Raw genomic sequence first — 26,622 nt, forward strand, 5'->3', positions numbered from 1 at the left:
AGGAGGCGCGAGCATGGGACTACTTGGGCAGCCGCTAGGCTACTATGACTATCTGACATTCGTGGCGTTGATATTGCTGCTGGCTGCGGTGATGGGCCTGTTCCTTTTCATCATGGGGCTGCCGGGGCGTATCGCGATCAAACGCAACCATCCCCATGCCGAGGCCGTCAAGATCATGGGCTGGATGGGATTTCTGGCGATTGTTCCATGGGTGCACGCCTTTATCTGGGCGTTCCACGACGGCACCACCGTCGATATCCGCCGTATGCCCGAAGATGAGCGTGACGCGGTCCGCAAGGAAATCAAACGATTGGGCGGCACCCTGAACGAGGAATATCGCGACCCGCTTGATCCCGACGAAACACAGAAAAGCTAAGGCCAAAGGAAACCACTCAATATGTTCGTCGCCCTCGGCATTACGCTGTTCTACATCATTTTCGTCTGGTTCATTTTCTTCAAAGCCAAGTTGCTGAAGTTCAATATCACTTGGGGCATCGTATCCTTTTGGGTCGGCGCGCATCTGCTTTTGATCTTTCTGGTCGCGCTGCGGTTCTTTCAGCCATTTTCCCTGGACGCCCATGTCGTCCGCTCGACCATTCAGATCGTGCCGCGACTGACCGAACCGACAATCCTGTCCGAGGTATTAGTCAAGCCCAACACGCAGGTCAAAAAAGGCGATCCGCTCTATCGTTTTGACGACACGGTGTTCGCGCTTGAGGTCGAAGAAGCCACCGCACAGCTGGTCGCGGCCGAGCAGAACGCCAAAATCCTGGAACAGGACGTGATCGCCGCGTCCGAGGCCATCGAGCGCGCCAATGCGCAACTGGCCTATGCGCTGACGCAGCAGGCGCGGTACGAAAACCTCGTGCCCGCCGGGGGCGCGCGTCAGGACGAACTGGACCGCTGGGACGAACAGGTGACCGAAGATCAGGCGCTGGTCAAAGAGGCCGAGGCCAATTTTGAAAAGGCGCAATTGGCGCTGGATTCCCAGATTGACGGTGTGAACACAGGCATCCTTCAGGCGCAGGCGCAGTTGGAAAAGGCGCAGTACTTCCTTGACAATACAACGATCTACGCTCCCGAAGATGGCATGATCGTTTCGCAACAGGCCCGGCCGGGCCTGGTGGTGGGTGATATTCGGCTGGGGGCAATCGCCAGCTTTGTGACCAAAGAGAACCCCTATATTCTGGCCACCTACCGCCAGCAAAACCTGAAATTCGTCGAACCCGGCCAAGAAGTTGAGGTTGCGCTTGACCTTTACCCCGGTGAAATCCTGACCGGCAAGGTCGAGGCAATCTGGTGGGCCACGCGTCAGGGGCAATACCTGCCCTCGGGCCGCCTGCCGGGTTTTGAGTTGCCAAAGCTGCCCGGGCGCATCGCGGTACAGATTTCGGTTGATATCCCTGACAACCACACCTTTCCCGCAGGTGGGCACGCGGCGGTGGCGATCTATACCGGCCAAGGCAAAAGCTTTGAATTCCTGCGGCGTATCAACACCCGCCTGTATTCCTTCGCCAACTTCATCCGACCACTGGATATCTGAGGACGCATCACATGACCCGGGCCAGACTTAATCGCAGACTGATCGGCACCGCCCTTTGCGCAGCCTTGCTGGTCGGCTGCGCGCCGGTTGGCCCCGATTTCGTGCGGCCGAACTCTCCGGTTGTGAAACAATGGGTTGAAGTGAACAGCCCAAGCGTCGGTCAAAGCGGCCTGACCTCGCGCAGCGCGCCGGTGGTGAAATGGTGGCAAACCTTCAACGACCCGACCCTGAACAAACTGGTTGCCGAAGCTTACGCGCAAAACCTGACCCTACAGGTGGCCGGTGCCCGTGTTTTGCAAGCCCGCGCGCAGCTGGGGATCGCCTTTGGCGAGTTGTACCCGCAATCGCAGGCAATCGGTGGTTCACTGCAACGGCGACAGATCAGCGACAACCTAGGGCCGGTCTCAGATATCAACCGGATCATCCCTCTGGATACCCAATTCTCGACCTCGCAAGTTGGGTTCGATGCGCAATGGGAGTTGGACGTTTGGGGGCAACAGCGCCGCGGTGTTCAGGCGGCCCGGTCGAATCTGGCCCTGCAAGTGGCCAATTACGACGACGCGCTGGTCACGCTAACCGGCGATGTGGCGGCCTTGTACGTCAACATCCGCGCCTTGCAGGAATCACTGGCCGTCGCGCGTGAGAATATCAAGATTCAACAGGAATCCGCTGATTTGACCCAGTTGCGGTTCAATAACGGCGTGACAACCGAACTGGACGTTCAGGAATCCACCGCCCTTTTGAACAACACCAAGGCACTGGTCCCCGAGGTCGAGAGCGACCTTCAACAAGCTAAGAATGCGCTGGCCGTTCTGCTTGGCACGACACCATCACGCATGACCAGCCTGCTGGGTAATTCCGGTCGGATTCCTCATGCCCGCTCCAACGTGGCTGTCGGCGTCCCGGCCGAGTTGCTGCGCCGCCGTCCGGACGTGCGCGCGGCCGAACTGGCAGCGGCCACGCAATCGGCTGAGGTTGGGATCGCACTGGCGGATCTGTATCCGCAATTTATCCTGTCTGGCTCAATCGGGTTGCAGGCTTCGGGTGGCCGGAACTTGTTCTCGACCAACAGCACCACAGGTTTGGCGAATGCTGGCGTCGTCTGGAATGTGCTGAATTACGGTCGGATCAAGAACAACGTGCGCGCGCAGGACGCCGCTTATCAGGCGCTGATCGCCAATTACCAGAACACCGTTCTGACCGCCTATTCCGAGGTCGAAAGCGCCATGGTCGCCTATGCCCAGTCGCGCAAGCAGGTGGGGTTCTATGAAAACAGCGTCACCGCATCGCGCAAAGCGGCCGAGATTGCGGTGAACCAATACCGCGACGGGATCGCCGACTATTCCCGCATCCTGAACACCCAGACCGCGCTGCTGCGGTCTCAGGTCAATTTGATCGACGCAAGGCAGCAGGTCTCCAGCAATTTGGTCGCTGTCTACAAAGGGCTGGGTGGCGGTTGGCAAATTCGGCAGAATCAGGAATTCCTGCCCGAAACGGTATTGGCCGAGATGGCCTATCGCACCGATTGGGGCGATCTGCTGCAAAAGACGCCGACGCAGGCCAGCCTGAACTGACCCTTACTTTGTCAGGCCACGCAGCCCGCCCGAGATCAGGATATTCACCTCGTACAGAATGCGCGGGGCCGCCAGCCCGCCGGGGCTGGCTAGATAGTTCGGGCTCCATTCCGGGTCGAACTTCTGCTTGAACGACCGCAGACCTTCAAAGTGATAGAACTGCTCGCCATGCTCATAAACAAAGCCGCCAACGCGGTTCCAGAACGAGGCCAGCTGTCGGTTCTCGATCCCTGAAAACGGTGCGGCCCCCAGTGAAAACCATTGGAACCCCTGCTCTGCCCCCCAGGTCATCATCTCGGCAAACAGCGCGTCCATGACAAAGCTGGGGCTGTCGGTCACATACCGCATCAGGTCCAGCGACAATTCGGATTTCTGCCCCCCCTGAAACAGGTTGGCAAACGCAACGATTTGGCCGGTGTCCCCATTGCGCAGCACGGCATGGTCAAAATACGATAGATAATCATCGTCAAAACCACCAAGGGCAAAGCCCTTTTCCTCGCCCGCTTTGCTGGCCAGCCAGTGGTCTGAGACCTTGCGCAGTTCTGGTAAGACCGGGGCCAGATTTTCTTTCGGGATGATCTCGAAGACATAACCCTCGCGTGCGGCCCGGTTCTTGGCCTGCCGGAATCGTTTGCGGGACTTACCGTCCAGCGAGAAATCCTTCAGCGGCACCCGTGCCACCTCGCCGATTTTCAGGATCGACAGGCCCAGATCCAGAAAAGTTGGCAGATATTTGGTTGAGACACTGTAGAACGCACACAGTTTGCCTTCGCGGTCGGCCCGTTCACGCAGTTGCCAGATCAATTGTTGCCCGGCTTTTTCATCGCCTACCGGTTCGCCCTTGGTGATCAGCGCATTGCCGGTATCGGCATAGGCCAGAAACGCGGTTTCATCGGGCGAGATCAGGAATTGCTTGTCGCCGGTCAGGGAAATCTGGGATTCGGTATCCTCGCACTCCATCACCAGACGCTCGACCACCTTCGGGATTTCGGTGCGCACCGGGGTCGGGATTTGCCGCCCGAACAAAGAGTTCACCGCCACGATGCCAAGGATGACGGCCACCACCAGGCTTGAACGCAAAAAGCGCGAGGCATCGCCATTCCACGCAAAATCCCACCACAGCGCATTCTGATATTCCACATGGGAATAGGCGAACAGCCCGATCCAGAAAATGACAGCCAGCAAGGCGATCACACTGACCAGCCACGGGATGTTCAGACGAAAGATTGAGGCCCCGCTCACGCGATAGAACGCCCCCTTGAACATGGCCAGCAAGGCGATGGTGCCCAACATGCACAGCGCCTCATGCGTATCCAACCCCTTTGCCAGCGATGCCACAAACCCCGCCACCATCAGCAGCATGGCCACGATCCACGCGCGATAGAGTTTTCGGAACAATCCCCGCGACACAAGGATCAGCAGAACCCCAACGGCGCTGCCGGCAAGATGTGAGGCTTCGACAAAGGACAACGGCAGAACGTCGCGCAGCACACCCAGATTCTGACTGCTGGCGGGCAAGGCCCCTGACACCAGCAAGACAACTCCGGCCACGGCGGCCACCCCTGCAGCCACCATCGGCACAATTGGGCGGATCGCACGATATGCCCAGGTGGCCGCACCGCTGATGTGGCGACGATGCGTCAACGCCGAGGCGACCGCGATGGACAAGGTGGCGATGGCAAACGGCAGGAAAGTGTAGACCAGCCGATACAACAGCAAGGCCGCGATCACATCCGAACGACCCGACGCCCCCAGACCGGCGATCAACGTCGCCTCGAACGCACCGATGCCGCCCGGTGCGTGGCTGAGGATACCAACAGCAATCGCGCCGATATAGATCGTAAAGAAATAAGGGTAGCCCAGTCCCAGATCGTCGGGCATCAGCACATAAAGCACCATCGAGGCGCCAAACAGATCTCCGATTGCGGCCAGTGTCAGCAGGCCCGCCAGCTTGCCACCGGGCAGATTGAACCCCACCCCACCATAGGCCAGCCTGCGCCCCCCTTTTGCCAGCCAGATGAAAAGCGTCACAAGCCCCGCAATCAGGCACAGCCCGATCACTGTCTCTGCGGTGTCACTGATCGGCAGAACCTTTGAGATCCCGTCAGGATGCAGGGTAAACAATACACCCAGCAGCAGCACCAGACCGGACCAGAACGCGATCCACGATGTCGCAATGACCCCGGCAACCCGGCTTAGGTCCAGCCCAAGCGAGGCATAGATGCGATAGCGGATCGCCGTCCCGGTGATGTAGGAAAACCCAAGGCAGTTCGACACCGCATAACCACTGGCCCCGGCCATGCCCGCAACGGGCAAGGGCACCTCTCCGTCCGCCACGCTTTGTACGGCGAGTACGTCATACATGGAGAGGGACAAAAAGCTGAAACATGTCCAGCACAGGGCAAAGAACATCAGCTTCCACGAGGTATTGGCGACATCCGTCTGCACGTCCCCCCATTTCACGTGCGAGGACAGCTCGTGCAACACGATCAACGCGATAAGGGTGACCAGAATCGGAACCGCAATCCGAACCCAGGGCTTTTCCAATACCCCGGTAACCTTTTCCGCCAAACGAACTGCCCAGAGTTCTTTGCCCGTCTCATGCGTGGTCATGATTCTTCCCTGCTCTCAGGCCTTGCAAATGTCCTGACACGGACAGCTCATGCCACGTAACTCTTACACATTTTCATTAAACCTCAAAGCACTACGGGTAAAATGTCAAAACCGCCCCTTGCGCGTTGAAAGCAACAAATTGGTCTCGGACCGGGTCACGCCTTCCATGCGGCGTATCTGGAACAACACCTCATCCAACTCGGCCAGGGTATCAGTGCCGATTTCGGCAATCAGATCCCAGCTTCCGTTCGTGGAATGTACCGCACGCACCTGACGCATGGCCGAAATTCGCGTCATGGTGCGTTCGGTTCCGCGGCCTTCGATCTCAAGCATCATAAGACCACGCACCGGGCTTTGCGCGACATCCCTGCGCGTCAGCACCGTGAACCCGACGATTTCGCCGGATTGCTTGAGACGTTGCAACCGGCTGCGGACAGTGGTCCGCGTTACCCCCAGTGTTTCCGCAAGCTCGGACAGTGATGCGCGCGCGTCTCGGTGCAGGGCGCTCAGCAACCTGCTATCCAAATCGTCCATGGTTTCTTTCCACTTTGTACTTTCGGCTTTCTTTTTGAGCATTTTGGCTCCTTCCCGCAAGCCATCATGCAGGTTTAGATAAACACATGAACAATAAGAATGTAATATTGGTGGGTGCCCCGATGGACGCAGGTAAGCGTCGTCAGGGGTGCCGTATGGGTCCCGATGCCTATCGGGTTGCCGGTTTGGAACAAGCTTTGACAGACTTGGGCCACAGGGTATCCGATATCGGGGATGTCAGCCCGGACAAGACGGACGTGGCCGATCACGCACATCTGTTTGCGTTGCCCGAGTGTATCGGCTGGACGAATGCCCTTTGTCGTGTTGCGCAGGAGGCCGCCCCGATGGGCCTGCCGATTTTCATGGGCGGCGATCACGCCCTGTCTATGGGAACCGTCGCAGGCATGGCCGCACATGCGCAAAAGATAGACCGCCCGCTGTTCGTTCTTTGGCTGGATGCCCACAGCGACTTTCACACGCCAAGCAGCACCGACAGCGGCAACTTGCATGGCACGCCGGTGGCCTATTTCACGGGGCAATCTGGCTTTGACGCCTTCCCGCCCCTGCCAGCCCCTGTTCCCACGGATCGCGTCGGAATGATCGGGCTGCGATCCGTTGACCCCGCCGAACGTGCCCGGCTGGAACAGGATCAGGCAATGCTGGTGGATATGCGCGGCATAGACGAACATGGCATCAAGACACCCTTGATGGCCTTTCTCGACGGGGTTCGGGCCGCAAACGGCATTCTTCACGTCTCGTTGGATGTGGATTTCCTTGACCCGTCCATCGCGCCCGCAGTCGGCACCACCGTCCCCGGTGGCGCAACCGAGCGCGAGGCCCATCTTGCCATGGAACTGCTGCACGAAAGTGGCCTTGTGTGTTCACTGGATCTGGTAGAATTGAACCCGTTTCTGGACGAGCGCGGCCGTACCGCAAAACTGATGGTCGATCTGGCCGCCTCTCTCCTTGGGCGCCGCATCTTCGACCGACCCACCCGGAGTTTCTGATGACCCAACCTTCCGACAAGGCGCTTGTGCCGTTCGTATCCGTCGACAACATGATGCGGCTTGTGCATCACATCGGGGTCGAGCAGATAATCACTCAGATCGCGGCACAGATCGAATCCGATTTCAAACGCTGGGAAAGCTTTGACAAAACGCCCCGCATCCCGGCCCATTCCCCGCATGGCGTGATTGAGCTGATGCCAACCTCGGACGGCGAGGCTTATGGGTTCAAATACGTCAACGGCCACCCCAAGAATACGTCTGAGGGGTTGCAGACCGTGACTGCCTTTGGGCTGCTGGCCGATGTCTACACCGGCTATCCCACCCTGCTGACCGAGATGACACTGCTGACCGCCCTTCGGACGGCGGCAACCTCGGCCCTGGTTGGCAGCTATCTGGCGCCCAAAGCGGCAAAAACCATGGCCATGATCGGAAACGGAGCACAATCCGAATTCCAGTGCCTGGCATTCCGGGCAATGTGCGACATCGACACCGTTCGGCTGTATGATACCGACCCGAACGCAACCAGGAAATGCGCCGCCAACCTGAAGAACTCCGGTTTGACCGTGGTACAGTGCACAACCGCTGAAGATGCCATCGAAGGTGCGCATATCATCACAACCTGCACCGCAGACAAGAAGAACGCCACGATCCTGACCGATAACATGATCGGCCCCGGCATACATATCAACGCAATCGGAGGTGACTGCCCCGGCAAAACCGAATTGCACAAAGATATCCTGCTTCGGTCCGACATCTTCGTCGAATACCCCGAACAAACCCGTATCGAGGGCGAGATTCAGGCCCTGCCCGCGGATCACACAGTGACCGAAATCTGGCAGGTCATGACCGGTCAGGCAAAGGGGCGCCAAGATGACCGTCAGGTCACCCTGTTCGACAGCGTCGGCTTTGCGATCGAGGATTTTTCAGCCCTACGCTACATCAAGTCCGCCATCGAAGGGACTGATTTTTATGAGCCTCTGGATATGCTGACTGATCCGGACGATCCACGAGATCTTTATGGGATGCTGATGCGCGCCGGGTGACGTCGCGCATGGGGGCTCTGCCCCCGCCGCCCTGCGGGCGTCTCCCCCGGGATATTTTCAGCCAGATGAAGCACGGGTCCCCGTCTTCATCTGGCCCTAAATATCCCGGAGCGCGAGGCAGAGCCTCGCATATTGTCCCGCTCTAACCCGCCAGGGACGGGAGGTAGAGTACGATACCAGGGAAAGCCACCAGCAACGCGATGGTAACGGCGTCCGCGATGAAGAACGGGGTCACACCTTTGAACACGTCCTGAACGCTTAGATCAGGGCGGACACCTGCGACCACAAAGCAATTCAACCCGATGGGAGGGGTGATCAGACAGAACTCGGCCATCTTGACCACCAGAATACCAAACCAGATTGCGCACATCGGACCCGACATGCCAAAGGCGCTTTCTGCGGCGCTGACCGTCTCGCCGCCATTCAGGGCCATCACGGCCGGGTAGACCACAGGTAATGTCAGCAACAGCATCCCGATGGCATCCATGAACATGCCCAAGACCGCATAGGCCAGCAGAATACAGATCAAGATCAGCATCGGCGACATTTCAAGCGAGGTGATCCAGTCCGAGAATACGCCCGGCAGGTCTGCGAAGCCAAGAAATCGCACATAAATCAGCACGCCCCAGATGATCGAAAAGATCATCGCAGTCAGCTTGGCAGTTTCCAGCAGCGCGGATTTCAACTCGGTCCAGCGCATCCCATGGAACAAGGCAAAGCAGAACACTATGAAGGCCCCGATTGCGCCCCCCTCGGTCGGGGTGCCCCATGCCTTTTCACCAAACGGATTGTAGACAAAGCAGATGATGATCAGGATCACCGCCACGATCGGAAAAGCCCCGGGCAAGGCGGCAAAGCGTTGCTTCCAGGTAAAGCCCGTGACAGGTGGCCCGACTGATTTGAAGATGACCGCGATGCCGACGATCAACAGCCCGTAGATCACTGCTGAAAACGCCCCCGGGATGAACCCGGCCAGCAGCAGCTTACCCACGTCCTGTTCAACGATGATGGCATAGATAACAAGGATAGCCGAAGGCGGGATCAGTGAGGCTAATGTCCCGCCAGCAGCGACGACTCCGGCGGCGAATTGCTTGTTGTAGCCAACCTTCAGCATCTCAGGGATGGCGATCCGGGCAAACACGGCGGATGTGGCAACCGACGCGCCCGACACGGCGGCAAATCCTGCGGTTGCAAATACGGTGGAAACCGCCAGCCCGCCCGGCACCCAGGCCACCCAGCGTTTGGCTGCCTCAAACAGCGCGCGCGTGAGGCCCGCATAATAGGCCAGATAGCCGATCAGGATGAAGGTGGGGATCAGGCTGAGCGTATGAGACGCCACCTTCGAATGCGGCACCTGCCCCGCTGTCTTGACCGCAATTGTCAACGCTTTGCCGAACCGATCGGGATCATAGCCAAACTTGGCCCAGAATATCCAGACCAGCCCCACAAGTCCGGCCAGACCTGCCGCAAAGGCCACCCGCATTCCCGTGAACACCAGGACCAGCAGGCCACCCGTGACCCACAGGCCAATGTCTATTGTGTCCATGTGCTAGTCCTGCCCTTCGAATTGCTCAGCCTCGGCGGCGGCTTGCGCGGCGGCATCCTGTATCAAGGGCACCGCGACCGGGTTCTCAAGCCCCAGCACAAAGGCGCGCCCATAGCCCCAAATCTGTAGCACCAGCCGCGCGCACAGCACCGAAAAGGCAACAGGTGCCAGCAACTTTGCTGGCCAGAGCGGGATGCCGATATCAATCGAGCTGTCCCGGCTCCACAGCGGTGCGCCAAAATCAAAGGACCGGTCAAAATGGGACCAGCTGCCCCAAACCAGTGCCAGCATCAGCACAAGGATCAGCACGACCGAAATCAGCTCGAACAGCCACAGCGCCCGCCCGTGCAAACGTGAGATGACGATGTCCATTCGGATATGCCCACCGTCGCGCTGTACGAATGAAATGCCCAGAAACGCAATCAGCGGCATGGCTTGCTCGATCCAGTCCACATAGCCCGGCAATGGCGCATTGAAGGCATTGCGCCCGCCAACTGAAACAACGGCCAGAACCATCAACGCAAACACGGCAAGGCCGCTGATTAGCGCAAGAAACCGTTCTGCCGCCAATAGATGAGTGTCCAGCCGACTGAGGCGGCTGCCATCCTCAAGCACCGTGGCCTGTCCTGCCATTCCGGTGATCCCCTGTTTTTATGATTGGTGTCCGGGCGCCCTGTTGGGCACCCGGATGACGCGATCAGTTACCGCCGCGTTGTTGCTTGAGGGTCGTCTGGACCAGATCATAGAGATCCTGCGCCGGAAGACCCTGAGCGGACATGTCTGCGATCCACTGCTCGCGGATCGGATCGGCCGCTGTGGTGCGGAACTCCTCAAGCACGGCATCGTCGATCATCACCTTCTCGACGCCTTTTTCGCTCAGAACACCATCCCACTGCTCCAGCAAACCGCCGTAATTAGCAAGATAGTGATCAATTGCCTCGTCGATTGAGCTGTTCAGGGCTTCGCGGTGTTCAGCCGGCAGCGCCTCATACGCGTCGATGTTTACCACGACCGGGCAGTTCACCGTGCCGGGGTTCAGGTTCGCCGTCCACCAGTCCGCCTCGTTGATTGTGCCAAAGGACAAATGCGCGTGCTGGGCAAAAGCGACGGTATCAACAACGCCGGATTCCATTGCGTTGAACGCCTCAGTTGCGGGCACCGAGGTCGGAACCCCTCCGACGGCCTCGAATGCCTTACCCAAACCACCGGTCGCGCGCACGCGCATTCCATCGAATTCGGCCAGTTCATCGCGGGGCTCACCGGTGCCGACGATGTTGTACTGCGGCATGGGCGAGGTCATGATAATGCGCGCATTCCATTGCGCCATCTCATCCTTGACCGCCGGGTGATCATAAACCGCATGGCTGACGGCAACCTCTTCGGCCAAATTGTTCACACCCAGGAACGGCAGTTCCAGAACTGTGATCGCACGGTTCTTGTCGCGGTGGTACCCGGCGCAGAACTGCGCCATTTCAAAGGCTCCGATTTCGATGCCATCCAGGTTCTCTTTGGGCTTGGACAGCCCGCCGTAACTGACGTTGATGGTGAAATCGCCGCCGGTTTTTTCATTGACCAGCTCGGCCAGCTTTTCAACGTGTTCGGTAAATGCCCGGCGCTTACCCCAGACAGAGGCGTTCCATTCGGTTGCGGCGGCTTCGGAAACGAACGCAACACCCAAGGCGGCGACAGCGGCACCGCTCAACATCTTTTTCATCATGAATTCTCCCTTTGTTGCGCCCTCTGTCCGGGCGCTTGGCGATAAAGCTAGCGCCAACATCGGAAAGTGCCAACCCCCGTACCGCATTGCAAAGCAGCACACGCAGGCGACGTAATACGCGAACAACTGAAAGATGAGTTCAAGATACAGCAATTCACAGCCAGACATGTGTTTCATCTTGCGAAAAATCGTTACAGACACCTCATTGTTTCCTTTAAATTTTCAGGCACACAACTCTATTCGTTTACAAATCTTAGAGCTATGTAAAAATTTCTTTACAAACAAACTCATAGATTTCGGTAATTTATTTCATTGTTTTCAGTTCTTCGTATTATCCCGACAAGGGAGGAAACGGGTCGACATTGCCTGTACAGCGGGCAAAATCGGCTCAGTGAATTTCAGTCCAGAGGGAGGAGCCTCAGAATGACAACCGCTGCCCAGGCAGATGCCAACGTTTATCCGCCATCCGCAGAAACCGTTGCGCGTGCGCATGTCGATGCCGACAAGTACAACAAGATGTATGCGGACTCGGTCAATGATCCCGATGCGTTCTGGGGTGAACACGGCAAGCGGATCGACTGGATCAAGCCCTATACGCAAGTCAAGGACGTCAATTATGATTTCGGTTCGGTCGGAATCAATTGGTATGCCGATGGCACGCTGAACGTGTCCGCCAACTGTCTGGATCGCCACCTGAAAACGCGCGGCGATCAGACGGCCATCATCTGGGAACCGGATGATCCTAACGATCAGGCGCAACACATCACCTATGCCGAACTGCACCGCCGCACCTGCCGGATGGCCAATATTCTGGAATCCATGGGCGTACGCAAAGGCGATCGGGTGGTGATCTATATGCCGATGATCCCCGAGGCCGCCTTTGCCATGCTGGCCTGCGCGCGGATCGGGGCAATTCACTCTATCGTATTCGCGGGATTCTCACCCGATGCGCTGTCCGCCCGGGTCAACGGGTGTGATGCCAAGGTGCTGATCACCGCCGACGAAGCGCCGCGCGGGGGTCGGAAAACTCCGCTGAAATCCAACGCGGATGCGGCGCTGCTGCATTGCAAGGACACGGTTAAATGTCTGGTGGTCAAGCGCACCGGTGGCCAAACCACATGGATTGACGGGCGCGACTATGACTACAACGAAATGGCGCTTGAGGCGGATGACTATTGCGCGCCCGCCGAGATGAACGCCGAAGACCCGCTGTTCATCCTTTACACCTCGGGCTCGACCGGGCAGCCCAAGGGCGTCGTGCACACAACCGGTGGCTATCTGGTCTATGCCGCGATGACGCATGAGATCACCTTCGACTATCACGAGGGCGATATCTATTGGTGTACCGCCGATGTGGGTTGGGTCACGGGCCACAGCTATATCGTCTATGGCCCGCTGGCCAATGGCGCGACGACGCTGATGTTCGAAGGCGTGCCGACCTATCCTGACGCCAGCCGGTTCTGGCAGGTCTGCGAAAAGCACAAGGTCAATCAGTTCTACACCGCTCCCACTGCCCTGCGCGCCCTGATGGGGCAAGGCAATGAGTGGGTCGAGAAATGCGATCTAAGCGATCTGCGCATCCTGGGTACCGTGGGTGAGCCGATCAACCCCGAGGCATGGAATTGGTATAACGAGGTCGTCGGCGGCGGTCGCTGCCCCATCGTGGACACGTGGTGGCAGACCGAAACCGGTGGGCATTTGATGACCCCCCTGCCCGGCGCGCACGCGATGAAGCCCGGCTCGGCGATGAAACCGTTCTTTGGCATCGAACCGGTGGTTCTGGACCCTCAGTCCGGCGTTGAGATCGATGGCAACGGTGTCGAGGGCGTTCTGTGCATCAAGGACAGCTGGCCGGGCCAGATGCGCACCGTCTGGGGCGATCATGAGCGGTTCGAGAAGACCTATTTCTCGGACTACAAAGGCTATTACTTCACCGGCGACGGCTGCCGCCGCGACGCGGATGGCGACTACTGGATCACCGGCCGTGTGGATGACGTGATCAATGTCTCGGGTCACCGTATGGGGACGGCCGAGGTTGAAAGCGCGCTGGTCGCCCATGCCGCTGTGGCAGAGGCCGCCGTGGTTGGGTACCCGCACGACATCAAGGGTCAGGGCATTTATTGCTATGTCACCCTGATGAATGACCGGAGCCCCAGCGATGACCTGCTGAAGGAACTGCGCGCGTGGGTTCGGACGGAAATCGGCCCGATTGCGTCACCGGATGTGATCCAATGGGCCCCCGGCCTGCCCAAGACCCGGTCCGGCAAGATCATGCGCCGTATCCTGCGCAAGATCGCCGAGAACGACTTTGGCGCGCTGGGCGACACTTCGACCCTGGCCGATCCGTCGGTGGTCGAAGACCTGATCGCAAACCGCGCAAGCAAGTGAGGACGTGATGGACGCTGCCACGATCAACACACCTGCTGTTCTGGTCCTTCTCGGCCCTCCGGGCGCCGGGAAGGGTACACAGGCGCGGATGCTGGAAGACAAGTTCGGTCTGGTGCAACTCAGCACCGGCGATCTGCTGCGGGCCGCTGTTTCCGCCGGAACCGAGGCCGGCAAAGCTGCGAAAGCCGTCATGGAAGCAGGCGATCTGGTCAGCGACGAGATCGTCATCGCCATCCTGCGCGATCGGCTGGCCGAACCGGATTGCGCCAAAGGCGTCATTCTGGACGGTTTCCCCCGTACCACGGTTCAGGCCCAGGCGCTGGACGGATTGCTGTCGGAAACCGGGCAAAAGATCAACGCCGCCATCAGCCTTGAGGTCGAGGACGCCGAAATGGTGATCCGCATTTCAGGCCGCTACACCTGCGCCGGGTGTGGCGAAGGTTACCACGACACGTTCAAGGTTCCTGCGGTCGAAGGCAAATGTGACAAGTGCGGACACATCGAATTCAAGCGCCGCGCCGATGACAATGCGGAAACCGTCGCATCGCGCCTGACGGCGTATCACGCGCAGACCGCGCCGCTGATCACCTATTACCAAGACCAAAGCGTTCTGAAAGGTCTGAACGCCATGGGCAATATCGACGACATCGCAGGCAATCTGGAAAGGATCGTCAGTGACGCGATGAACTAGGGGATAAGGCCCGCCCTGAATAAGGGCCTGATTCCTAAAAGAATACTTCAAAGGACCCGCCCTGGCGGACCAGAGAAGTTTTGCCTGACGTCACACCGGCGTTCGGCGCATTCGAAAAGCGGCCCAACGCACTGGAGGAGTCGGGCAATGGGCCGCCCAACGAAGTAGCGAAGGAGGAACCCGCAATGGCGGATCAATCAACAAACTCCGCGCAGGTTGCCGAGGCCGACAAAGGCTATTGGCAGGCCAACCTGCGTCTCATTTACATCAGCCTCGTCATCTGGGCGCTGGTGTCGTTTGGATTCGGCATTCTGCTGCGTCCGTTGCTGTCAGGCATTGCCGTTGGCGGCACCGACCTGGGCTTTTGGTTCGCTCAGCAGGGATCAATTCTGGTCTTTCTGGTGCTGATCTTCAACTACGCCTGGCGCATGAACAAGCTGGACGCCGAATACGGCGTTGAGGAGGAGTAACCCCCATGGACCAGTTTACCATCAACCTGCTGTTTGTGGGCGCTTCTTTCGCGCTTTACATCGGCATCGCGATCTGGGCCCGTGCCGGGTCTACGTCCGAATTCTATGCTGCGGGTCGCGGCATTCACCCGGTCACCAACGGTATGGCGACAGCGGCTGACTGGATGTCGGCGGCCTCGTTCATCTCAATGGCGGGCCTGATTGCCTTTACGGGTTACGACAACTCGACCTTCCTGATGGGGTGGACCGGCGGTTATGTGCTGCTGGCGCTTCTGCTTGCGCCCTACCTGCGTAAGTTCGGCAAATACACTGTGTCGGAATTCATCGGTGACCGTTTTTACAGCCAGACCGCGCGCATCGTTGCGGTGATCTGCCTGATCGTGGCGTCGGTGACCTATGTGATCGGTCAGATGACCGGCGTGGGCGTGGCCTTTGGTCGATTTCTTGAGGTGTCCAACTTCTGGGGCCTGATAATCGGCGCATGTGTTGTGTTTGCCTATGCAGTGTTTGGCGGGATGAAAGGCGTGACCTACACTCAGGTCGCTCAGTACTGCGTGCTGATCACCGCCTATACCATTCCGGCGATCTTCATCTCGCTGCAGCTGACCGGCAATCCGGTTCCGGCGCTGGGTCTGTTTGGCGACACCGCCAGTGGTGAGCCGCTGCTGACCAAGCTGGATGCTATCGTGACCGAGCTGGGCTTTAACGACTATACCGCCCACCATTCGGACACGCTGAACATGGTGCTGTTCACCCTGTCGCTGATGATCGGTACTGCTGGTTTGCCGCATGTCATCATGCGCTTTTTCACCGTACCGAAAGTGGCTGACGCACGCTGGTCCGCTGGCTGGGCGCTGGTGTTCATCGCGCTGCTGTATCTGACCGCCCCTGCGGTTGGCGCAATGGCCCGCCTGAACATCACCGACATGATGTGGCCCAATGGTGGCATCGAAGGTGGCGCCGTGTCGGTCGAAGATATCGACACCGACGCGCGTTACGACTGGATGGCCACGTGGCAGAAAACCGGTCTGTTGGATTGGGAAGACAAGAACGGCGACGGCAAAATCCAGTACTACAACGATCAGAACGCCGACATGCAGGCGCTGGCCTCAGAAAAAGGCTGGGTCGGGAACGAGCTGACCAAGTTCAACCGCGACATCCTGGTTCTGGCCAACCCCGAGATTGCCAACCTGCCGGGTTGGGTGATCGGTCTGGTCGCGGCCGGTGGTCTGGCGGCGGCGCTATCCACGGCTGCGGGTCTGCTGCTGGCAATCTCGTCAGCTGTGTCCCACGACCTGATCAAGGGCGCGATCAACCCGCAGATTTCGGAAAAAGGCGAACTTCTGTCGGCGCGGATCGCTATGGGCGTTGCCATCTTGGTTGCAACATACCTGGGTCTGAACCCACCCGGTTTTGCTGCGCAAACGGTTGCCTTGGCGTTCGGTCTGGCGGCGGCCTCGATCTTCCCGGCGCTGATGATGGGGATCTTTTCGACCCGCATCAACAACGTCGGCGCGGTTGCCGGTATGCTGGCCGGTCTGACCGTGACCCTGGTCTATATCTTCCTGCACAAGGGCTGGCTGTTCATTCCGGACACCAACTCGTTCACCGATGCTGACCCGCTGCTGGGTCCGATCAAGTCGACGTCGTTCGGGGCCATCGGTGCCATGGTCAACTTTGGCGTAGCCTATGTGGTCGCCGGTATGACCAAAGAGACTCCGCAGGAGATCAAGGAACTGGTCGAAAGCGTGCGCATTCCCCGTGGCGCAGGCACAGCTCAGGATCATTGAGCATGACGCGGCGTGTGGGTAACCTCCGTATGCCGCGTCTTTCGGCCGACTGTTCCCGCCCGGCACACCACCGGGCGGGATTTTTCAACCAGAAACCCAGGATCACATGATGCCCCTGTCCCATGACCAGATCACCCGGTTTCTGAAATCCGTGCACCCCTATGACGCGCTGCCGCCCGATGCGTTGGATGAATTGGCCCAGCAGCTTGAGGTCAGAACCTTCGAAGCCGACGCCCCGGTCTATGAGCTGGGCACCACCCTGCCCGGTGTCTTTGTGATCTACGAAGGACAGATTGAAATAACGGATGAAAACGGCGCTGTCGTTTCTCATCTGGGGCTGCGCAATTCGTTTGGCGAGCGTGGCTTGTTCAAGGACGGCAAAGCCGCCACCAAAGCACGCGCCCATACGCCATCCGTTCTGATTGTACTGCCGCCCGATCTGGTGCGCCAGTTGATCGACGGCCATGATGTGGTGTCGAAATTCTTTAACCGCTCGCGCGGCGACCGGGTTGGGCCGCAAAGTCTGGCGACCAGTTCCATCGACGTGCTGATGGCCCAGGCCCTGGCCACATGCTCGCCGGGCACACTGGTTCAACAAGCAGCGCAAGTGATGCGAGACCGGCATATCTCATCTCTTTGTGTGACCGAAGGCGACACATTGCTGGGCATCGCGACGCTGCGCGACATTTCGGGGAAGTATGTGGCGGATGGAATGCCCACAACGACTACGGTTTCCCAGATCATGACGGCGGATCCGATCACCCTGTCGCCCTCTGACATCGGATCGGATGTTTTGCACGTGATGATGGAGCGTGGGATCGGTCACATCCCGATTTCCCAAGGCGGCAAGCTGGTCGGTATCGTCACGCAGACCGACCTGACCCACTATCAGGCGGTCAATTCCGCCGAGCTTGTCCGCCGGATCGCGCAGGCGCGTTCGGCCAACGATATGGCGCTGGTCACGGCAGACATCCCGCAACTGCTGGTGCAATTGGTAGCAGGCGGTAACCGGCACGAGATTGTCACCCGTCTGATCACCGACATCGCCGACACAGCCACTCGCCGCCTGCTGACGCTGGCGGAACAGAAACTTGGCCCGCCGCCGGTGCCCTATCTGTGGCTGGCCTGCGGATCGCAAGGGCGGCAAGAGCAGACCGGCGTGTCGGATCAGGACAATTGCCTGATACTGGATGACAGCGTGTCTGATGCCGACATGGTTTACTTCGCAGAACTGGCCAAATTCGTCTCGGACGGGCTGAACACCTGCGGATACTTTTACTGCCCCGGCGAGATGATGGCGACCAACCCCCGCTGGTGCCAGCCGCTGCGTGTCTGGCGCGACTATTTCAACGGCTGGATTGCCCAACCGAACCCCGAGGCGCAGATGCTCGCCTCTGTCATGTTCGACCTGCGCCCGATCGGCGGTGCCTTCGACCTGTTCGCCGACCTACAGGCCGAGACGCTGGCAGCCGCGCAGGGGAACTCGATCTTTGTGGCCCATATGATCTCGAATTCACTAAAGCATACGCCCCCGCTGGGCCTGCTGCGCGGCATCGCGACGATCAGATCAGGAGAGCACCGTAACACCCTGGACTTGAAGCATAATGGCGTTGTTCCCGTTGTTGATCTTGCCCGCATATATTGCCTTCAGGGCCAATTGACCGACGCCAACACTCGCGCGCGTCTGAAAGCCGCCGGGTCGGCGGGTGTCCTCAGCCCCTCGGGCGCGCGGGATCTGTTGGACGCCTATGACCTGATCGCCGAAACCCGGCTGGACCATCAGGTTCGGCTTGTGAAGGCCGGTGAAAAACCGGACAATTTCCTGCCGCCATCGGACCTGTCAGACTTTGAGAGGAGCCATCTGCGCGACGCTTTTGTCGTGGTAAAGACGATGCAATCAGCGGTGGGTCACGGAAAAGGAATGCTGGGGTGACCCGGCGAATACTCGGAGAGACAACATGTTCCTGGAACTGATCGGCACCATCTTTGCAGGCATCGCCTTTGCGGGTGTGGTGATGGTAGCGAACAAATTCACGGGCGGACGCCTGCCCCGCTGGGCGGCGCCGGTCGCGGCCGGTCTGGGCATGATCGCAATGACAATCGCCAGCGAATACTCCTGGTATGGCCGCACGGCTGAAACGCTTCCCGAAGGAATGGCAATCGTGCAAGAGGTCGAAAGCCGCGCCTTTTATCGTCCCTGGACCTATGCGGTGCCCTTCGTCAACCGGTTCGCCGCAGTCGACACCGCCTCGGTCCGGACCAATCAACAGGTGCCTGAACAACGGTTGGTCGATATGTATTTCTTTGGCCGCTGGTCGCCGGTTTCGAAACTGCCGGTGGCTGTCGATTGCGCCGCCAACAGCCGCGCCAGCCTGGCCGACGGGGCCGAATTCGGCGACGACGGGCAGGTGCTGAACGCCGATTGGTTGACCGTCAGCGCCAAGGATCCAATCGTCAGGGCAACCTGCGGAGTGTAACATGCTGACCCGGTTAAGCCTGCGCCTGCGTATCTTTCTGTTCTTCTGCTTGCTGGCGGTGGGTGGATTGGCCGTCAGCTCTCTGGCGCTTTGGATCAGCTATCGGCGTGTGGATGACCTGGCGCTGGCGAATGCCTTTGTTTTTGCGCAAATCCTTATCAGCTTTGGCTTTGTTGCGCTGATCGTGACTGTATGGCTGTTGTTTGACGACAATGTCGCCAAACCGATTGAGCGATTGTCGGCCCAGCTGCGTACCCGTGCCCATGCGGGCGTCACCACGGATGTCGATACTCAGGCCGCGCGGTATCTGGGTGATCTGGCCCCGGCTGCGGCTGGTTTAGCCAGTCAACTGTCGGGCAAAACGATGGATATCGCCCAGGCCGTTGCCGCCGAAACCACGCATCTGGCCGCCGAAAAGCAACGGTTGACCGCGCTGTTAACCGAAATTCCAGTGGCGATGATCCTTGCCAGCCCAACCCATAAGATCGTTCTATATGACGGACAGGCCGCCGGAGTGCTGGCGCAGATCGCGCATCCCCGCCTGAACGCCACGTTGTTTGAATACCTGCAAGCTGGACCATTGGAACAAGCCTATGAAAAGCTTTCGAAATCCGGGCTAGAGATCGCCTGCACCCTGACCAGCATCGACGGCGCGCAAACCTATTCGGCCCGCATGAAACCTCTGGGCGATGCACCCGGTTATCTGCTGGTCTTTGATGATAGCACCGCCAACATCGCGCCCGAGGCCGCGCGGCCGTTGGTTTATGATTTTGACCTTCTGAGCAGCACCACCAGTGGCCGGTTCGAAACCCTTGCGTTGCAGGATTTGTGCTTTGTTGTCTTTGACACCGAAACCACCGGGCTGCTGCCGCACAAGGATGAAATCGTTCAGATCGGCGCTGTTCGTGTCGTGAATGGGCGCATTGTCGATGGCGAACAGCTTAACATGCTGGTTGACCCCGGTGTGCCAATCCCCCCGGCCTCGACCAGGGTGCATAAGATCAGCGACAACATGGTTCAGGGTGCCCCGGATATTACCCAGGCCGGGCGCATTTTTCATCAATTCGCGCAACATGCGGTAATCGTGGCCCATAACGCGCCCTTCGATATGGCGTTTCTGCGACGCCATGCCAACCGTATGGGCGTTGACTGGGATCATCCCATTCTGGACACTGTTCTATTGTCCGCCGTCCTGTTTGGTGCCAGCGACCAACACACGCTGGATGCGCTGTGTGAACGACTGGAGATTGCCATTCCCCATGACCTGCGGCACACGGCCCTGGGCGATGCGATGGCCACGGCGCAGGCGTTGGTCAAGATGCTGCCGATGCTGCACGCACGTGGCATGACCACCTTTGGCGCAGTCATCGAGGCGACCCGTCAGCACGGCCGCTTGCTGGAAGATCTGAACTAAGCGCCAAAATATTCAATCAAAACTCAGCTTTTCATGGACAATCCCGGCGGGCCGTGGCACCTGATGCGCGGCCACTGCACGAGCGGACAATGTCGGAAAATACCTTCACCCCCACCCCGGATCATAGCATCGCCTTTCGTGAAGCATTGGGGTGTTTCGGAACCGGAGTCACCGTCGTCACGACGAACACCGCAAAAGGGCCGCGGGCGATCACTGTCAATTCGTTTTCGTCAGTATCGTTGGACCCACCGTTGGTTCTGTGGTGTCTGGCCAAGGATTCGAACCGGTTCAATGCCTTCGACGCCTGCCAGCACTATTCGATCCATGTCATGGCGCAGGAACAGCAGGATCAGGCCTTGCGGTTTGCCCGCGACGGGCTGGATTTCTCACATGCTGAATGGGTGAGCGATCACAAAGGTCGCCCTCAACTGGCCAAGTGTCTGGCACGGTTCGACTGTCAGCTTCATGCAAAGCATGAAGCAGGGGATCACCTGATCCTACTTGGTGAGGTTGAACAGGTGATGTACCGCACCGGTCAGGGCCTGATCTTTAAACGCGGTCAGTTCGGCGGATTTGCCGACCTGCTGTAATCTTCAGTCGTCAAGCGTGCCGTGAACGGCCAGCGCCTCAAGCTGCGTTTCCTGCGGGGTGATGATGCGAAAGGATTCGTGCACGCCGGTCTCAGAAAGCTCCCGGGCGACCGTCAGCAAGATGTTTGGCGCATGTTCCTCGCACAGTTCGGCCATATGGTTAATCTCAGCCTGCGCAACGCCCAGCGCGGCCTCGACCGAGGGCGCGCCGTAGATTTGCACAAAATGTTCGGCAAGGTTCTGCGCAATCTGATCCAGCTCGGCCTGTTCGACCCGCGTGACGGCAACAAAGGTCACCCGCCCGAAAGTTTCCACACCCAGCCAGCCGTTTGAAAAGGCCTGACGCGCCTTGCCTTCCAGATCGCCCTGCCCCCAGTTCGAAAACTCGAACCCGCCCGAGATGCACCATTCGCCGGTTCGTGCCGGGGAATGGAACACGTTCATGTCGCTTTCATCGAAATGGATCGCGCGGGCCAGTTTCATCATCAGTTCTCCAACAACTCGGTCAGGGGGCGTAACTGTGTGTCCGCACCGTCGCGGATCAGCATCCCGAACCGCTCATCCGTGCCCAGAAACACGCCTGTTTCCCCATATGGCTCGCCAACGCCGCGCAGCAACCCCAACCACTCGCCATGCAGGGGGGAATTGCCATCTTCTTGCCAGCGGTTGAGCCAGGTCAGCATGTGCCGGGACCAGCTTTCAACCAGCTGCGTTGGTGACACCTCGGCACAGCCTTCGTCGTAAAGTGCTGTAATATCAGGCGTCTCTCCCGGTGCGCCGCTTGTTTGCAGCAGGGCCAGTTCCCACCCGACAACCAGCCAATTCGGTTCCTTGTCCGGTTCGATGGCCGAGGCCGCGGCATGGAACATCCCGCATTTGGCCCCGTTCACACAGATCAGCCCGTCCCAGCCCAGATGCACGGCAACCTCGGGCGGGGCCAGTGCGCCCAGCGCGTTCTGAAATCCCACGGCGCACAGCGGCAGCATCGCCATGGCATCCTGCAAGGGTACTTCGGGTGCAAAGACGATGGCGACACGCAGGCGGTCAGCCTGAATGTTGTAAACCACCGTCCCCGCATCACAACCCAGCGCAGCCATGGCTTTGGCCCGGTCAAACGGATCCTCACCACCCTGAACCGAATGGCCTGTCAGCAAGGGCGGAAAGACCGGTTCGTTCATGCGTTCCCCTTGGCGATCAAATCGCGGGCAATCTTGCGGAACGCATCGGCCTGTTGGCTGTCTGGCTTACTAACCACGATAGGCGCGCCACCATCGGCTGCCACCCGGATATCCAGATGCAGCGGGATTTCACCCAGCAGCGGAATGTCCATCGCCTTGGCCTCGGAGGCAACGCCGCCATGGCCAAAGACGTGCTCCTCATGCCCGCAGTTCGAGCAGATATGGGTCGACATGTTCTCGATCATGCCAAGGATCGGGGTCTTGAGCTGATTGAACATGTCGATACCCTTGCGGGCGTCGATCAGGGCCACATCCTGCGGGGTGGAGACGACAATGGCGCCATCCACCTTGAATTTCTGACTCAGCGTCAGTTGTACATCACCGGTGCCGGGCGGCAGGTCGACGATCAGCACGTCCAGCGCGCCCCATTGCACCTGATTCATCATCTGTTGCAATGCACCCATCAGCATCGGTCCGCGCCAGACAACCGCCTGCCCTTCGTTGGTCATCAGCCCCATCGACATCATGGTGACACCGTGATTGCGCAGCGGTAGGATGGTCTTGCCATCCGGGCTGGCCGGGCGACCGGATACGCCCAGCATTCGGGGCTGCGACGGACCATAGACATCCGCATCCAGCAGACCGACGCGACGCCCTTCGGCGGCCAGCGCACAGGCCAGATTGGCTGAAACGGTGGATTTACCCACGCCGCCCTTGCCCGAGGCCACGGCAATGATGCGATCAACCCCCGGCACGGCCTGCGGTCCGGTCTCTGACGGTTTTGGTTTAGGCTTAAGGTCTGGCGGTGCCTTGTCGGAATGCGCGGTCAGCAGGGCCGAGACATTGGCGACACCATCCACCATCTGCGCGGCTTTTTCGGCGGCGGCACGTACCGGCTCCATCCGCTCGGCCTGTTTCGGGTCGACCTCAAGCACGAATCGCACGGTATCGCCTTCAACGTTCAGCGCGCGGACAACGCCTGCGCTGACAATATCCTGACCTGATACAGGATCAGTGATCTTTTTCAGGTTCACCAGAACCGCGTCACGAACACTCATGCCACTACTCCCTTGATATGCCCCACGATGTGGTTGCTGTTCATTGCATGTGTCTCCGTCTCTTTCAGTTTATTTGACGCATTCAGGACCGGGCCGTTAGGTTGGGCCATGCGCTTTGTCCTTTTGTGCCTGAGCTTCGCTCTCTCTGCCACCCCCTCTTGGTCACAAGAGGCATTGGGGCTTGCCGCCCCGGCCGAGGTTGAAGACTCTGGTCTGTTGCAACATATTCTTCCGCGCTTTTCTCTCAAGACCGGGATTCGAGTTATTGCGAGTGATACGGGCGTTTTAGTGCTGGAAACCTCACCACCGGGTGATCCGGTGTTCACACGCAACGGTGTCATCTATCACCTGCGTATCCAAGACGATGCCCGGCACGAACGGTTCCGCGACTGGCTGCTGTCGGATATCGGCAAGAACACGGTCGAAAGCTTTGCACCCGATCAGGGGGCACCCTTCTCTGCCCGGTTCGAAACGGCCACCGCACCCGAGGATACGGTGGTCGACGGTGATGCCGCATTGGGCGCGGAATTGTCGATGACCCACTGCGGACGATGCCATGTGATCGGCCCGCAAAACCGTATGAACGGCCTGGGTTCGACCCCGTCTTTCGCCGTACTGCGCGCCATGCCCGATTGGTCCGAGCGGTTCGAGGCATTCTTTGCCCTGAACCCCCATCCCGCGTTCACACAGATTGATGGCCTTACCCTTCCGTTCGACCCAGAACGCCCATCGCCCATTCACCCGGTTGAAATGACGTTAGACGACTTGGAGGCAATTCTGGCTTTTGTCTCGGCCATCAGCGCCGCCGATCTGGGTGCGCCGCTGCAGTTTCAGTGATCCTTTCGCTGTGAGAAATAGTCGTCAGTTGTCACGACCTTGGGCCTTGGCTTTGACTGAAACGGATTGTCCTGCTGCTGAAACTGCGCGTTCACACGGCAATTATCACACATCTGGATCATCCGGGCTTTGTCCGAGGTCGCAAACATCGGATGTGTACCGGAAAGCTTCTCCATTATGCGTTCGACCGTGGACTTCACACCGAACAAGGCACCGCATTCGACACAGGCAAAAGGCTCTTCCTCGTTCAACACCTGCTGCGACAGGGCCGCATCGCTCAGATCCAGTTGCGGAACCAGGGTGATGGCATTCTCGGGGCAGATACCCTTGCACAAGCCGCATTGCAGGCAGGCGTCCTGCTGAAAGTTCAACTGCGGTTTATCCGGGTTGTCGACCAGCGCACCAGAGGGGCACAGCGATACACAGCTGAGGCACAGCGTACAGGCGTCGGTATTCACCGCGACAGCCCCATATGGGGCGTTTTCGGGCAAGGGCAAAGGTGTCTCGGTCTGCGGGTTCAACGCCTGTGCCGACAGGCGCGCGATTTGCCTGCGGTTGCCCAGCGGCAGAACCGGATCGGCCAGCGGCGCGGGTACCTGTTGCGCATAAAGCAGATCGGCCATCGCATCAGGGTCGGCCTCGTCAATCAATCCAATACCCTCCGGTCCCGCAATCGCCTGCGCAAGGTGCAGTTCGCGGTCCAAAGCGTCGCGTTCCGTGGTCGGGGCCAGCAGGACATCCACCCGCGCAAACCCATGCGCCAGCGCCGCCAGCATCTCGGCATGGCCAAAGCCCGAAATCACGCTCAGTTCCAGCGGGATGACATCCGCGGGCAGGCCGCGCCCAAAGCGGGCGGACAGCCGGATCATCTCGACCCCATGGGAATCATGGACCAACAGTCGCGGCGCTTGCCCCCCGGCCCGCCGATAAGTACGCGCCAGAATATGCATCCGTGACAGCAAGGCCGACACTGGTGGATCTTCGTAGGTGATCGCGGTCGAAGGGCAAACTGCTGCGCATTCGCCGCAACCCGCGCAGATCATCGGGTCGATGGACACATGCTCTCCGGCCGGGATGATTGCACCCGTGGGACAGATATCCAGGCAATTGCTGCACGCGACCTGCTCTGCCCGGGAATGGGCGCAGAGCGTCTCCTCCAGCCGAACATACAGCGGCTTTTCGAACGTGCCGACCAGTTGCACCGCCTCGAACGCCAGACGTTCGACAGCGACCACATCTTTGGGATCGGCGCGCAAATACCCCTCGCGCTTGGCGGGGGCCTGAACAAACGAAGTGCCGCCTGTCAGGTCCACGACAATATCGCAAGCCGATTGCGCACCGTCGCGCGGTTCAGACCATCCAAACGCGCCGCGCCCGCCGGGTTCAAGCTGTTGCAATGCCTTCAACTTCAACGAAAACCCGCCCAGCGCACCGCTGAGCGATTGAACCTGCCCCCGGATCACGTCAAAGGCCCGCGACAACGGCTCGGCCTCATCCGTGACCAATACCGTTACCGCCAGCGCACCGGACAGGCGCCCTGCCAGTTCAAAGGCCACCGCGCCGGGGCCTATAATGAAACAGGTGCCTTCGCTGATGACATCGACACTCGAGGAAACGGGCTGCGGCAACAACGCTTCGGCAGTCAGCGCCGCCATCTTCGGCGTCGCGTCCTGCCCCTGTTCGGACCAGCCCGCGCGGTCGCGCAAATCAACAAACCCGGGGCTTTCGATATTCAGCTCGTCCGCAAGCGTCCTGAACACATCCTGTTCCTGCCCGCAGGCTATGACAGTGTCGCCGTCCTGCATAAGAGAGGTCGCAGCATCCAGTTCCCGCGTACACAGCGCAGTGTGAACCCGCGAGCAGGCAGAACCACTGGCGCACGCAATCTTCTCGGCATCCACATCCTGTGTTCCCGCGCAATCGCATAGTAAAAGTTTCGTGCCCATATCCCCTCCCCTGGATATATTGCCTTCCCTTGCAGATTAGGCTGTATCCCGTCGGTGGCAATGCAAACTCGGAAATATTGCTTGCCAGAACCTGCGATCCGCAGAGTTCATATCTGCTTTCGACAAGGCGTCAGGCTGATGGTCCGTGGTCATAAACAAATGGTGATTACCCCGATTCAATGACAATACAGACTTGGCACGTGGCC

23 protein-coding genes are annotated in these 26,622 nt (G+C 59.1%); 14 read left to right on the plus strand and 9 right to left on the minus strand.

The window, feature by feature from the left end:
* Positions 1–13: 13 nt before the first annotated feature.
* The 3 genes from JT51_RS02195 to JT51_RS02205 are packed head-to-tail and all read left to right on the plus strand — an operon-like array spanning position 14 to position 3,117.
* Complete coding sequence (locus JT51_RS02195) at positions 14–376, plus strand: DUF3302 domain-containing protein (RefSeq protein ID WP_037307296.1); 363 nt, start codon at positions 14–16, stop codon at positions 374–376.
* Positions 377–397: 21 nt separating this feature from the next.
* Entirely contained in the window at positions 398–1,543 is a 1,146-nt protein-coding gene (locus JT51_RS02200; RefSeq protein ID WP_037307298.1) for an HlyD family secretion protein, read from the plus strand.
* Between the two features lie 11 nt (positions 1,544–1,554).
* Positions 1,555–3,117, plus strand: coding sequence for an efflux transporter outer membrane subunit (locus JT51_RS02205; RefSeq protein ID WP_037307300.1), 1,563 nt, complete (start codon positions 1,555–1,557; stop codon positions 3,115–3,117).
* Positions 3,118–3,120: 3 nt separating this feature from the next.
* Here the strand turns inward: JT51_RS02205 and mprF are convergent, their stop codons facing one another.
* Together mprF and JT51_RS02215 are read right to left on the minus strand one after the other, a co-directional pair.
* Positions 3,121–5,730, minus strand: a complete 2,610-nt coding sequence (gene mprF / locus JT51_RS02210) for a bifunctional lysylphosphatidylglycerol flippase/synthetase MprF (RefSeq protein ID WP_037307302.1) — start codon at positions 5,728–5,730, stop codon at positions 3,121–3,123.
* Positions 5,731–5,835: 105 nt separating this feature from the next.
* A complete protein-coding gene (locus JT51_RS02215) occupies positions 5,836–6,264 on the minus strand; it encodes an Lrp/AsnC family transcriptional regulator (RefSeq protein ID WP_037309291.1) in 429 nt (142 codons plus the stop codon).
* Positions 6,265–6,350: 86 nt separating this feature from the next.
* Between JT51_RS02215 and rocF the strand changes: the two genes are divergently transcribed.
* Both rocF and JT51_RS02225 read left to right on the plus strand, forming a co-directional pair.
* Positions 6,351–7,271 (plus strand): arginase, encoded by a 921-nt coding sequence (gene rocF / locus JT51_RS02220; RefSeq protein WP_037307304.1) that lies wholly within the window; start codon positions 6,351–6,353, stop codon positions 7,269–7,271.
* Positions 7,271–8,314: an ornithine cyclodeaminase gene (locus tag JT51_RS02225; RefSeq protein ID WP_037307306.1), complete on the plus strand. Its 1,044-nt coding sequence runs from the start codon at positions 7,271–7,273 to the stop codon at positions 8,312–8,314. The genes rocF and JT51_RS02225 overlap by 1 nt, the downstream gene beginning before the upstream one ends.
* A 142-nt stretch (positions 8,315–8,456) precedes the next feature.
* Here JT51_RS02225 and JT51_RS02230 read toward each other — a convergent pair whose 3' ends face one another.
* The 3 genes from JT51_RS02230 to JT51_RS02240 all read right to left on the minus strand — a co-directional run bounded on the left by JT51_RS02230 (position 8,457) and on the right by JT51_RS02240 (position 11,574).
* A complete protein-coding gene (locus tag JT51_RS02230) occupies positions 8,457–9,860 on the minus strand; it encodes a TRAP transporter large permease (protein WP_037307308.1) in 1,404 nt (467 codons plus the stop codon).
* A gap of 3 nt (positions 9,861–9,863) precedes the next feature.
* Positions 9,864–10,493 (minus strand): TRAP transporter small permease subunit, encoded by a 630-nt coding sequence (locus JT51_RS02235; protein ID WP_037307310.1) that lies wholly within the window; start codon positions 10,491–10,493, stop codon positions 9,864–9,866.
* Positions 10,494–10,557: 64 nt separating this feature from the next.
* Complete coding sequence (locus tag JT51_RS02240) at positions 10,558–11,574, minus strand: C4-dicarboxylate TRAP transporter substrate-binding protein (protein ID WP_037309294.1); 1,017 nt, start codon at positions 11,572–11,574, stop codon at positions 10,558–10,560.
* Positions 11,575–12,000: 426 nt separating this feature from the next.
* On the opposite strand from JT51_RS02240, the gene acs reads away from it, so the two are divergent.
* The 8 genes from acs to JT51_RS02280 all read left to right on the plus strand — a co-directional run bounded on the left by acs (position 12,001) and on the right by JT51_RS02280 (position 21,397).
* The gene (gene acs, locus JT51_RS02245; RefSeq protein ID WP_037307312.1) at positions 12,001–13,965 is read left to right on the plus strand and encodes an acetate--CoA ligase; all 1,965 of its coding nucleotides are present in this window, start codon (positions 12,001–12,003) and stop codon (positions 13,963–13,965) included.
* A gap of 7 nt (positions 13,966–13,972) precedes the next feature.
* Positions 13,973–14,656 (plus strand): adenylate kinase, encoded by a 684-nt coding sequence (locus tag JT51_RS02250; protein WP_037307313.1) that lies wholly within the window; start codon positions 13,973–13,975, stop codon positions 14,654–14,656.
* Positions 14,657–14,841: 185 nt separating this feature from the next.
* The gene (locus JT51_RS02255) at positions 14,842–15,126 is read left to right on the plus strand and encodes a DUF4212 domain-containing protein (protein ID WP_037309297.1); all 285 of its coding nucleotides are present in this window, start codon (positions 14,842–14,844) and stop codon (positions 15,124–15,126) included.
* A 5-nt stretch (positions 15,127–15,131) separates the two neighbouring features.
* A complete protein-coding gene (locus tag JT51_RS02260) occupies positions 15,132–16,916 on the plus strand; it encodes a sodium:solute symporter family protein (protein ID WP_037307315.1) in 1,785 nt (594 codons plus the stop codon).
* A gap of 109 nt (positions 16,917–17,025) precedes the next feature.
* A complete protein-coding gene (locus JT51_RS02265) occupies positions 17,026–18,849 on the plus strand; it encodes a DUF294 nucleotidyltransferase-like domain-containing protein (RefSeq protein ID WP_037309302.1) in 1,824 nt (607 codons plus the stop codon).
* Positions 18,850–18,874: 25 nt separating this feature from the next.
* Positions 18,875–19,393 (plus strand): hypothetical protein, encoded by a 519-nt coding sequence (locus tag JT51_RS02270; protein ID WP_037307317.1) that lies wholly within the window; start codon positions 18,875–18,877, stop codon positions 19,391–19,393.
* A gap of 1 nt (position 19,394) precedes the next feature.
* On the plus strand, positions 19,395–20,807 hold the full coding sequence (locus JT51_RS02275) for a 3'-5' exonuclease (protein WP_037307318.1): 1,413 nt from the start codon (positions 19,395–19,397) through the stop codon (positions 20,805–20,807).
* Positions 20,808–20,896: 89 nt separating this feature from the next.
* Positions 20,897–21,397, plus strand: a complete 501-nt coding sequence (locus JT51_RS02280; RefSeq protein ID WP_037307319.1) for a flavin reductase family protein — start codon at positions 20,897–20,899, stop codon at positions 21,395–21,397.
* A 3-nt stretch (positions 21,398–21,400) separates the two neighbouring features.
* Here JT51_RS02280 and JT51_RS02285 read toward each other — a convergent pair whose 3' ends face one another.
* Genes JT51_RS02285 through JT51_RS02295 form a run of 3 tightly spaced genes read right to left on the minus strand, consistent with a single transcriptional unit; the run spans position 21,401 to position 23,633 of the window.
* Positions 21,401–21,880: a DUF6505 family protein gene (locus tag JT51_RS02285; protein WP_037309305.1), complete on the minus strand. Its 480-nt coding sequence runs from the start codon at positions 21,878–21,880 to the stop codon at positions 21,401–21,403.
* A 2-nt stretch (positions 21,881–21,882) separates the two neighbouring features.
* Positions 21,883–22,575, minus strand: a complete 693-nt coding sequence (locus JT51_RS02290) for a biotin/lipoate--protein ligase family protein (protein ID WP_037307320.1) — start codon at positions 22,573–22,575, stop codon at positions 21,883–21,885.
* Positions 22,572–23,633, minus strand: a complete 1,062-nt coding sequence (locus JT51_RS02295; RefSeq protein ID WP_037307322.1) for an Mrp/NBP35 family ATP-binding protein — start codon at positions 23,631–23,633, stop codon at positions 22,572–22,574. The genes JT51_RS02290 and JT51_RS02295 overlap by 4 nt, the downstream gene beginning before the upstream one ends.
* 108 nt (positions 23,634–23,741) lie before the next feature.
* On the opposite strand from JT51_RS02295, the gene JT51_RS02300 reads away from it, so the two are divergent.
* Entirely contained in the window at positions 23,742–24,470 is a 729-nt protein-coding gene (locus JT51_RS02300; protein ID WP_037307324.1) for a hypothetical protein, read from the plus strand.
* On the opposite strand, the gene JT51_RS02305 is transcribed toward JT51_RS02300, so the two are convergent.
* Entirely contained in the window at positions 24,464–26,416 is a 1,953-nt protein-coding gene (locus tag JT51_RS02305; protein ID WP_037307326.1) for a 4Fe-4S binding protein, read from the minus strand. The genes JT51_RS02300 and JT51_RS02305 overlap by 7 nt on opposite strands.
* Positions 26,417–26,622: the final 206 nt, after the last annotated feature.

The sequence above is a fragment of the Ruegeria halocynthiae genome, assembly GCF_000743705.1.
GTDB classification, from domain to species: Bacteria; Pseudomonadota; Alphaproteobacteria; order Rhodobacterales; family Rhodobacteraceae; genus Ruegeria; species Ruegeria halocynthiae_B.

What these genes read in the sequence shown, in the direction of transcription:
- JT51_RS02195 (WP_037307296.1), top strand. Translation starts at nt 14, where the DNA reads ATGGGACTACTTGGGCAGCCGCTAGGCTACTATGACTATCTGACATTC.
- JT51_RS02200 (WP_037307298.1), top strand. Translation starts at nt 398, where the DNA reads ATGTTCGTCGCCCTCGGCATTACGCTGTTCTACATCATTTTCGTCTGG.
- JT51_RS02205 (WP_037307300.1), top strand. Translation starts at nt 1,555, where the DNA reads ATGACCCGGGCCAGACTTAATCGCAGACTGATCGGCACCGCCCTTTGC.
- mprF (WP_037307302.1), bottom strand. Translation starts at nt 5,730, where the DNA reads ATGACCACGCATGAGACGGGCAAAGAACTCTGGGCAGTTCGTTTGGCG.
- JT51_RS02215 (WP_037309291.1), bottom strand. Translation starts at nt 6,264, where the DNA reads ATGGACGATTTGGATAGCAGGTTGCTGAGCGCCCTGCACCGAGACGCG.
- rocF (WP_037307304.1), top strand. Translation starts at nt 6,351, where the DNA reads ATGAACAATAAGAATGTAATATTGGTGGGTGCCCCGATGGACGCAGGT.
- JT51_RS02225 (WP_037307306.1), top strand. Translation starts at nt 7,271, where the DNA reads ATGACCCAACCTTCCGACAAGGCGCTTGTGCCGTTCGTATCCGTCGAC.
- JT51_RS02230 (WP_037307308.1), bottom strand. Translation starts at nt 9,860, where the DNA reads ATGGACACAATAGACATTGGCCTGTGGGTCACGGGTGGCCTGCTGGTC.
- JT51_RS02235 (WP_037307310.1), bottom strand. Translation starts at nt 10,493, where the DNA reads ATGGCAGGACAGGCCACGGTGCTTGAGGATGGCAGCCGCCTCAGTCGG.
- JT51_RS02240 (WP_037309294.1), bottom strand. Translation starts at nt 11,574, where the DNA reads ATGAAAAAGATGTTGAGCGGTGCCGCTGTCGCCGCCTTGGGTGTTGCG.
- acs (WP_037307312.1), top strand. Translation starts at nt 12,001, where the DNA reads ATGACAACCGCTGCCCAGGCAGATGCCAACGTTTATCCGCCATCCGCA.
- JT51_RS02250 (WP_037307313.1), top strand. Translation starts at nt 13,973, where the DNA reads ATGGACGCTGCCACGATCAACACACCTGCTGTTCTGGTCCTTCTCGGC.
- JT51_RS02255 (WP_037309297.1), top strand. Translation starts at nt 14,842, where the DNA reads ATGGCGGATCAATCAACAAACTCCGCGCAGGTTGCCGAGGCCGACAAA.
- JT51_RS02260 (WP_037307315.1), top strand. Translation starts at nt 15,132, where the DNA reads ATGGACCAGTTTACCATCAACCTGCTGTTTGTGGGCGCTTCTTTCGCG.
- JT51_RS02265 (WP_037309302.1), top strand. Translation starts at nt 17,026, where the DNA reads ATGCCCCTGTCCCATGACCAGATCACCCGGTTTCTGAAATCCGTGCAC.
- JT51_RS02270 (WP_037307317.1), top strand. Translation starts at nt 18,875, where the DNA reads ATGTTCCTGGAACTGATCGGCACCATCTTTGCAGGCATCGCCTTTGCG.
- JT51_RS02275 (WP_037307318.1), top strand. Translation starts at nt 19,395, where the DNA reads ATGCTGACCCGGTTAAGCCTGCGCCTGCGTATCTTTCTGTTCTTCTGC.
- JT51_RS02280 (WP_037307319.1), top strand. Translation starts at nt 20,897, where the DNA reads ATGTCGGAAAATACCTTCACCCCCACCCCGGATCATAGCATCGCCTTT.
- JT51_RS02285 (WP_037309305.1), bottom strand. Translation starts at nt 21,880, where the DNA reads ATGAAACTGGCCCGCGCGATCCATTTCGATGAAAGCGACATGAACGTG.
- JT51_RS02290 (WP_037307320.1), bottom strand. Translation starts at nt 22,575, where the DNA reads ATGAACGAACCGGTCTTTCCGCCCTTGCTGACAGGCCATTCGGTTCAG.
- JT51_RS02295 (WP_037307322.1), bottom strand. Translation starts at nt 23,633, where the DNA reads ATGAGTGTTCGTGACGCGGTTCTGGTGAACCTGAAAAAGATCACTGAT.
- JT51_RS02300 (WP_037307324.1), top strand. Translation starts at nt 23,742, where the DNA reads ATGCGCTTTGTCCTTTTGTGCCTGAGCTTCGCTCTCTCTGCCACCCCC.
- JT51_RS02305 (WP_037307326.1), bottom strand. Translation starts at nt 26,416, where the DNA reads ATGGGCACGAAACTTTTACTATGCGATTGCGCGGGAACACAGGATGTG.